Source organism: Pseudomonas sp. URMO17WK12:I7, from assembly GCF_003269045.1.
In the GTDB taxonomy this organism is placed as follows: domain Bacteria; phylum Pseudomonadota; class Gammaproteobacteria; order Pseudomonadales; family Pseudomonadaceae; genus Aquipseudomonas; species Aquipseudomonas putida_J.
Window position 1 is genome coordinate 109,689 of record NZ_QLTL01000010.1, and the last position, 6,622, is coordinate 116,310.

The 6,622-nt window shown below is 63.3% G+C and carries 6 protein-coding genes; 5 read left to right on the forward strand and 1 reads right to left on the reverse strand.

From position 1 onward, the window contains the following. The first annotated feature begins 75 nt into the window (after window positions 1–75). The 3 genes from H040_RS15365 to H040_RS15375 are packed head-to-tail and all read left to right on the forward strand — an operon-like array spanning window position 76 to window position 2,704. Window positions 76–858: a sulfite exporter TauE/SafE family protein gene (locus tag H040_RS15365; protein ID WP_027920936.1), complete on the forward strand. Its 783-nt coding sequence runs from the start codon at window positions 76–78 to the stop codon at window positions 856–858. A 16-nt stretch (window positions 859–874) separates the two neighbouring features. Then, window positions 875–1,681 (forward strand): prolipoprotein diacylglyceryl transferase, encoded by an 807-nt coding sequence (gene lgt / locus H040_RS15370; protein WP_027920937.1) that lies wholly within the window; start codon window positions 875–877, stop codon window positions 1,679–1,681. 51 nt (window positions 1,682–1,732) lie between these two features. Beyond that, window positions 1,733–2,704 (forward strand): thymidylate synthase, encoded by a 972-nt coding sequence (locus tag H040_RS15375; protein WP_027920938.1) that lies wholly within the window; start codon window positions 1,733–1,735, stop codon window positions 2,702–2,704. Between the two features lie 118 nt (window positions 2,705–2,822). On the opposite strand, the gene cadR is transcribed toward H040_RS15375, so the two are convergent. After that, window positions 2,823–3,266, reverse strand: a complete 444-nt coding sequence (cadR, locus tag H040_RS15380; RefSeq protein ID WP_027920939.1) for a cadmium resistance transcriptional regulator CadR — start codon at window positions 3,264–3,266, stop codon at window positions 2,823–2,825. 83 nt (window positions 3,267–3,349) lie between these two features. Here cadR and H040_RS15385 point away from each other — a divergent pair, with 83 nt between their 5' ends. Next, window positions 3,350–5,593 carry a heavy metal translocating P-type ATPase gene (locus tag H040_RS15385; protein ID WP_027920940.1) on the forward strand — a complete coding sequence of 748 codons (2,244 nt, stop codon included), beginning with the start codon at window positions 3,350–3,352 and terminating at the stop codon, window positions 5,591–5,593. Between the two features lie 9 nt (window positions 5,594–5,602). Beyond that, on the forward strand, window positions 5,603–6,472 hold the full coding sequence (locus H040_RS15390) for a LysR family transcriptional regulator (protein WP_027920941.1): 870 nt from the start codon (window positions 5,603–5,605) through the stop codon (window positions 6,470–6,472). Window positions 6,473–6,622 lie beyond the last annotated feature (150 nt).

Genomic DNA, 6,622 nt, shown 5'->3' on the forward strand with positions numbered 1-6,622 from the left:
TCCTGTCAGAGAGTTCACTAGAGCCACGAGCCCGGCTTCCGTTACCATGCCGGATTGTTTTCTCGGGGAAGACGAATGGAATTCGTGCTTTATCTGCTGTTGGGCGCCTGTGCCGGTGTGCTGGCCGGGCTGTTCGGCGTGGGCGGTGGCATCATCATTGTGCCGGTGCTGGTGTTCAGCTTCACCCTGCAAGGCTTCGACGCGTCCGTGCTGACTCACCTGGCAGTCGGTACCTCACTGGCGACCATCGTCTTCACCTCGATCAATGCCGTGCTCGAGCACCATCGCAAGGGCGCGGTGCAGTGGCCGATATTCGCCTGGATGACCCTCGGTATCCTCCTTGGCGCAGGTATCGGCGCCAAGACTGCTTCACTGATCCAGGGCCCGCACTTGCAGAAGATCATCGGCGTGTTTGCCCTGATCATTGCCGCGCAGATGGCCCTGGACCTCAAGCCCAAGGCCAGCCATGGTCTCCCTGGCAAACCGGTAGTGGTCGGCGCCGGCGGGGTGATCGGCTGGGCTTCGGCAATCTTCGGCATCGGCGGCGGTTCGCTGACCGTGCCATTCCTGACCTGGCGCGGCCTGCCCATGCAAAAGGCAGTGGCCACCTCATCGGCCTGCGGCTTGCCGATTGCCCTGGCCAGTGCTCTGAGCTTCATGTTGCTGGGCTGGCACCAGGAACACCTGCCGCCTCACAGCCTGGGTTTCGTCTACCTGCCGGCGCTGGTCGGCATTGCCGTGACCAGCATGTTTTTCGCGCGCTTCGGCGCGCGCCTGGCGCACAAGCTGTCGCCACGCCTGTTGAAACGCCTGTTCGCAGCCTTGCTGTTCTGCGTCGGCCTCAGCTTTCTGATTTGAATCGAGAGGAAGTTCCATGCTGCCTTACCCGCAGATAGACCCCGTGGCCGTAGCCCTCGGGCCACTGAAAATCCACTGGTACGGGCTGATGTACCTGGTTGGCATCGGCGGCGCCTGGCTGCTGGCCTCGCGCCGGCTCAACCGCTTCGACCCAACCTGGACCCGCGAGAAACTCTCCGACCTGGTGTTCTGGCTGTCGATGGGTGTGATTGTCGGTGGGCGCCTGGGTTACGTGCTGTTCTACGACCTGCACGCCTACCTGGCCAACCCGACCCTGATCTTCGAGGTGTGGAAGGGCGGCATGTCGTTCCACGGTGGCTTCATCGGTGTGATGCTGGCTGCGCTGTGGTTCGGCAAGCGCAACAACAAGTCGTTCTTCGAACTGATGGACTTCGTTGCGCCACTGGTGCCGATCGGCCTGGGCGCCGGGCGTATCGGCAACTTCATCAACGCCGAGCTGTGGGGCAAGCCCACCGACGTGCCGTGGGCGATGATCTTCCCGCCGTTCAGCGACCCGGCCCAACTGCCGCGCCACCCGTCGCAGCTGTACCAGTTCGCCTTGGAAGGCGTGGCGCTGTTCGCCATCCTCTGGCTGTTCTCGCGCAAGCCGCGGCCAACCATGGCGGTTTCCGGCATGTTTGCGCTGTTCTACGGCATCTTCCGCTTCATCGTGGAATTCGTCCGTGTACCGGATGCGCAGCTCGGTTACATCGCCTGGGGCTGGCTGACCATGGGTCAGATTCTCTGCGTGCCGATGATCCTGGCTGGCCTTGGCCTGATCTGGTGGGCTTATAATCGCAAACCCACGGCGAAACCCGCCTGATTATTCCCACGGCAGGGGTGATCCCCCTGCCGTTTTTGTTACAGGTAAGCCATGAAACAGTATCTGGACCTGGTCCGCGACGTCATCGAGAACGGCACGCTGCAGAGCAACCGCACCGGCATCCGCACCATCAGCCTGCCGGGCGCCATGCTGCGTTTCGACCTGCAGAAGGGCTTCCCGGCCATCACCACGCGCAAGTTGGCGTTCAAGTCGGCGATCGGCGAGATGGTCGGTTTCCTGCGTGGCGTGAAGAACGCCGGTGAATTCCGCGAGCTGGGCTGCAAGGTCTGGGACCAGAACGCCAACGAGAACGCCCAGTGGCTGGCCAACCCGTTTCGTCAGGGCCATGACGACCTTGGCGAAATCTACGGCGTGCAATGGCGGCAGTGGCCGGGTTACAAGCGCATCCCGCTGAGCAACCCGGCGGCCATCGAAATGGCCGAGCAGGCGGGCTTCCGCCGTATTGCCCAGGACGAAGAGGACGGCGTAGCGTTCGTCATCCTGTACAAGGCCATCGACCAGGTGCGCCAGTGCCTGGACACCATCGCCAACGACCCGGGCAGCCGGCGCATCCTGTTCCACGGCTGGAACTGCGCCCAGCTCGATGAAATGGCCCTGCCGCCGTGCCACCTGCTGTACCAGTTCCACCCGAATGTCGAGACCAAGGAAATTTCCCTGACCCTCTACATCCGCTCCAACGACCTGGGCCTGGGCACGCCGTTCAACCTCACCGAGGGCGCGGCGCTGCTGTCGCTGTTCGGCCGCCTGACTGGTTACACCCCGCGCTGGTTCACCTATTTCATTGGCGATGCCCATGTGTATGAAAACCATCTGGACATGCTCAACGAGCAGCTCAAGCGCGAGCCACTGCAAGCGCCGAAGCTGGTGATCAGTGATCGTGTGCCTGAGTTTGCCAAGACCGGCAAGTACGAGCCGGAGTGGCTGGAAAAGATCGAGCCGAGCGATTTCAGCCTGGAAGGGTATGAGCACCATGCGCCAATGACGGCGCCGATGGCGGTCTGACAGGTCTCTATCGCCTGAAGAGGCCTATTCGCGGCTAAACCCGCTCCCACAGGGATCGCACAAGCGGCAGGCCTGTGCAGTACCTGTTGGGAGCGGGTTTACCCGCGAAGCTTTTGGCTCAATGTCCGTGGCTTCGGCCCACATGCGAATGTTCGGTATCCGGCACCGATACCGCCCCATTCGTCTCCAGTTGCTGCAAGATCGCGCACTCCGCCCCCTGCGCATTGCAGCGTCGACGCAGCTCCACCAGCTGCTCCTGCAACGCCACCAAACCATCGATCCGCGCCTGAACATGCTCGATATGCTCATCGATCAGCGCATTGACGCTCCCGCACGAGTCGTCGGGGCTGTCGCGCAGGCGCAGGAGGCTGCGGATTTCGTCCAGGGTCATGTCCAGCGTTCGGCAGTTGCGGATGAAGGTCAGCCGTTCGACGTGGGCCTGGGTGTATTGCCGGTAATTGCCCTCGGTGCGCGCAGGCTCCGGCAGCAGTTGTTCACGCTCGTAATAGCGGATGGTTTCCACGGCGCAATCGGTGGCTTTGGCCAGTTCTCCGATTTTCATGACGAAATCTCCAGCAATTGGCTTGACCCTATAGTGGCTACAGGGTGTTCACTTGGCAACAGGCTCAATTTAAGGATGACCCCATGAACCAGCCTGTCAGCCACGAACACAAGCATTCACACGACCATGCCCATGGCGATGAAGCCCATGCCCACGGTCACAGCTGCTGTGGTTCCAGCGCCGCGCCCGCGTTGGTGCAACTGAGCGAGAAAGCCAGCAGCCACGCCCGTCTCAGCCGTTTTCGCATCGACGCCATGGATTGCCCTACCGAGCAGACCCTGATCCAGGACAAGCTGGGCAAGCTGGCGGGCATCGAGCAGCTGGAATTCAACCTGATCAACCGCGTGCTTGGCGTGCGCCACACCTTGAGCGACACGGGTGAAATCGAGCGCGCCATCGACAGCCTGGGCATGAAGGCCGAACCGCTGGCCGCCGAGGACGATGGCAGCGCCACTGCAGCCCAGCCGCACAAGACCCGCTGGTTGCCGCTGGCCTTGTCGGGTATTGCCGCGATCGCCGCCGAAGTCGTGCACTTCGCCAACCTCGCGCCGCAGTGGCTGGTTGCCGCGCTCGCACTGGTGGCAATCATCGGTTGCGGCCTGGGCACCTACAAGAAGGGCTGGATCGCCCTGAAGAACCGCAACCTCAACATCAATGCGCTGATGAGCATTGCCGTGACCGGCGCCGTGCTGATTGGCCAGTGGCCGGAAGCGGCCATGGTCATGGTGCTGTTCACCGTCGCCGAACTGATCGAGGCGCGCTCGCTGGACCGTGCGCGCAATGCCATTGGCGGGCTGATGCAACTGGCCCCGGACATGGCAACGGTGCAGCAGGCCGATGGCCAGTGGCGTGAGGTAGAGGTGCGCGCGGTGGCTATCGGTACCGTGGTACGGGTGCGCCCGGGTGAACGCATCGGCCTGGATGGCGAAGTGGTCAGCGGGCAGTCCAGCGTCGATCAGGCGCCGATCACCGGCGAAAGCCTGCCCGTGGAAAAGGCAGCGGGGGACAAGCTGTTCGCCGGTACCATCAACCAGGCCGGTGCCTTGGAGTACCGGGTAACGGCGGCCGCCGGGCAGTCGACCCTGGCGCGCATCATCAAGGCCGTCGAAGAAGCACAGGGGGCGCGTGCGCCTACCCAGCGCTTCGTCGACCAGTTTTCTCGCATCTACACCCCAGTGGTGTTCGCCGTGGCCCTGGCGGTGGCAGTGATTGCGCCGTTGTTCATGGCCGGGGCCTGGTTCGACTGGGTGTATCGAGCGCTGGTGCTGCTGGTGGTGGCCTGCCCATGTGCGCTGGTCATCTCTACCCCGGTGACCATCGTCAGCGGTTTGGCGGCTGCGGCACGCAAGGGCATCCTGATCAAGGGCGGGGTATACCTGGAAGGCGGGCGCAAGCTGGACGTCCTGGCCCTGGACAAGACCGGCACCATCACCCACGGTAAACCGGTGCAAACCGACACCAAAGTGCTCGACCCCCTGTTCGAAGACCGCGCCCAGGCGTTGGCGGCGAGCCTGGCTGACCGTTCAGATCACCCAGTATCGAGTGCCATCGCCCAGTTTGCCAAGGCGCAGAACCTGCCGCTGAGCGAGGTCAGTGAATTCGCGGCCCTTGCAGGTCGCGGCGTGCGTGGTGAAATCGACGGCGAAACCTACCACCTGGGCAACCACCGGCTAGTCGAGGAGCTGGGCCTGTGTTCGGCAGAGCTGGAAGCACAGCTGGATGCACTGGAGCGCCAGGGCAAGACCGTGGTCCTGCTGCTCGACCGTTCCGGGCCGTTGGCACTGTTCGCCGTGGCCGACACGGTCAAGGACAGCAGCCGCCAGGCAATCGCCGAGCTGCACGCGCTGGGCATCAAGACCGTCATGTTGACCGGCGACAATCCTCACACCGCCCAGGCCATCGCCGCGCAGGTGGGCATCGACCGCGCCGAGGGCAACCTGCTGCCGGCCGACAAGCTGCGCAGCATCGAGCAGCTGTATGCCGAAGGGCACCGGGTCGGCATGGTTGGTGATGGCATCAACGACGCGCCAGCCCTGGCCCGTGCCGAAATCGGCTTCGCCATGGCAGCGGCCGGTACCGACACGGCGATCGAGACCGCCGATGTGGCGTTGATGGATGATGACTTGCGCAAGATCCCGGCGTTCGTCAGGCTGTCGCGCCAAAGTGCGGCGATCCTGACGCAGAACATCGTTCTGGCGCTAGGTATCAAGGCGATATTCCTGGCAATCACCTTTGCCGGCATGGCCACCCTGTGGATGGCGGTTTTCGCTGACATGGGCGTGAGCCTGCTGGTGGTGTTCAACGGTCTGCGCCTGCTGCGCAAATGAGGTCCTGCAATGCTGAGTGCCGAGCTCAAAGCCTTCTACATGGTGGCCCGCCTGGGCAGCATCACCCTGGCGGCGAAGAAGCTCGGGCTCAGCCAGCCCACGGTGACCACGCAGATCCGCAACCTCGAAAGCCACTATGCCGTGGCGCTGTTCTACCGCGGTGGCCGGCGCCTGGTGCTGAGCGAGGAGGGCGTGCGCCTGCTGCCGATGGTCAAGGCGCTGTTGCAGCAGGAGGCTGACATCGAGTTCGAGTTGCGTAACTGCGGCCAGGCCCAGGGCAGCTTGCGCATTGCCGCTACTGCGCCGTATTACATCCTCGACCTGGTGAAGATCTTCCGCGAGCGCCTGCCCCAGGTCGAGGTGATGGTGGAAATCGGCAACTCCCAGCAGGTGCTGGAGATGCTCGAAGACTACCGGGTGGATATCGCCGCGTCGTCGCAGTTGGTGGAGGATGCACGGTTGGTGCGCCGGGTGCTCGGCAGCGACCCGCTGGTGGTGGCGGTGCACCGCAATCATCCGCTGGCGCATCGGCAGGCGGTGTCTATCGAAGTGGTGGCAGGGCATTGCCTGCTGATGCGCGAGAAGGGCTCGACCACGCGCATGTTGACCGAGCAGATGATGCTGGATGCCGGGGTCAAGGCGGGGGCGTTGCTGGAGATCGGCAGCCGTGAGTCGATCCGCGAGGCGGTGCTGCGAAATATCGGCATCAGCGTGATTGCCCGCCACGAGGTGCCGCACAATCCGGAGCTGCGGGTGCTGGCGTTGGAGAATGCGCCGGTGATGCATGAGTATCTGTATTGCCTGAAGGAGCGGCGCCAGGCCCGCTTGCCGGCAGCATTCCTGGGCGTGGCGCAGGAAGTGGTGGGTTCGCAGTTCTGAATCGGTGTTGGTTTCTTCGCGGGTAAACCCGCTCCCACAGGTACTGTGCAGGCTTCAAGCACTAAAGAGACCTTGTGGGAGCGGTACTGCGCAGGCTTCAAGCACTAAAGAGATCTTGTGGGAGCGGTACTGCGCAGGCTTCAAGCACTA

Coding starts and splice junctions, on each gene's coding strand:
- H040_RS15385 (WP_027920940.1), top strand. CDS start 3,350: ATGAACCAGCCTGTCAGCCACGAACACAAGCATTCACACGACCATGCC.
- cadR (WP_027920939.1), bottom strand. CDS start 3,266: ATGAAAATCGGAGAACTGGCCAAAGCCACCGATTGCGCCGTGGAAACC.
- H040_RS15365 (WP_027920936.1), top strand. CDS start 76: ATGGAATTCGTGCTTTATCTGCTGTTGGGCGCCTGTGCCGGTGTGCTG.
- lgt (WP_027920937.1), top strand. CDS start 875: ATGCTGCCTTACCCGCAGATAGACCCCGTGGCCGTAGCCCTCGGGCCA.
- H040_RS15390 (WP_027920941.1), top strand. CDS start 5,603: ATGCTGAGTGCCGAGCTCAAAGCCTTCTACATGGTGGCCCGCCTGGGC.
- H040_RS15375 (WP_027920938.1), top strand. CDS start 1,733: ATGAAACAGTATCTGGACCTGGTCCGCGACGTCATCGAGAACGGCACG.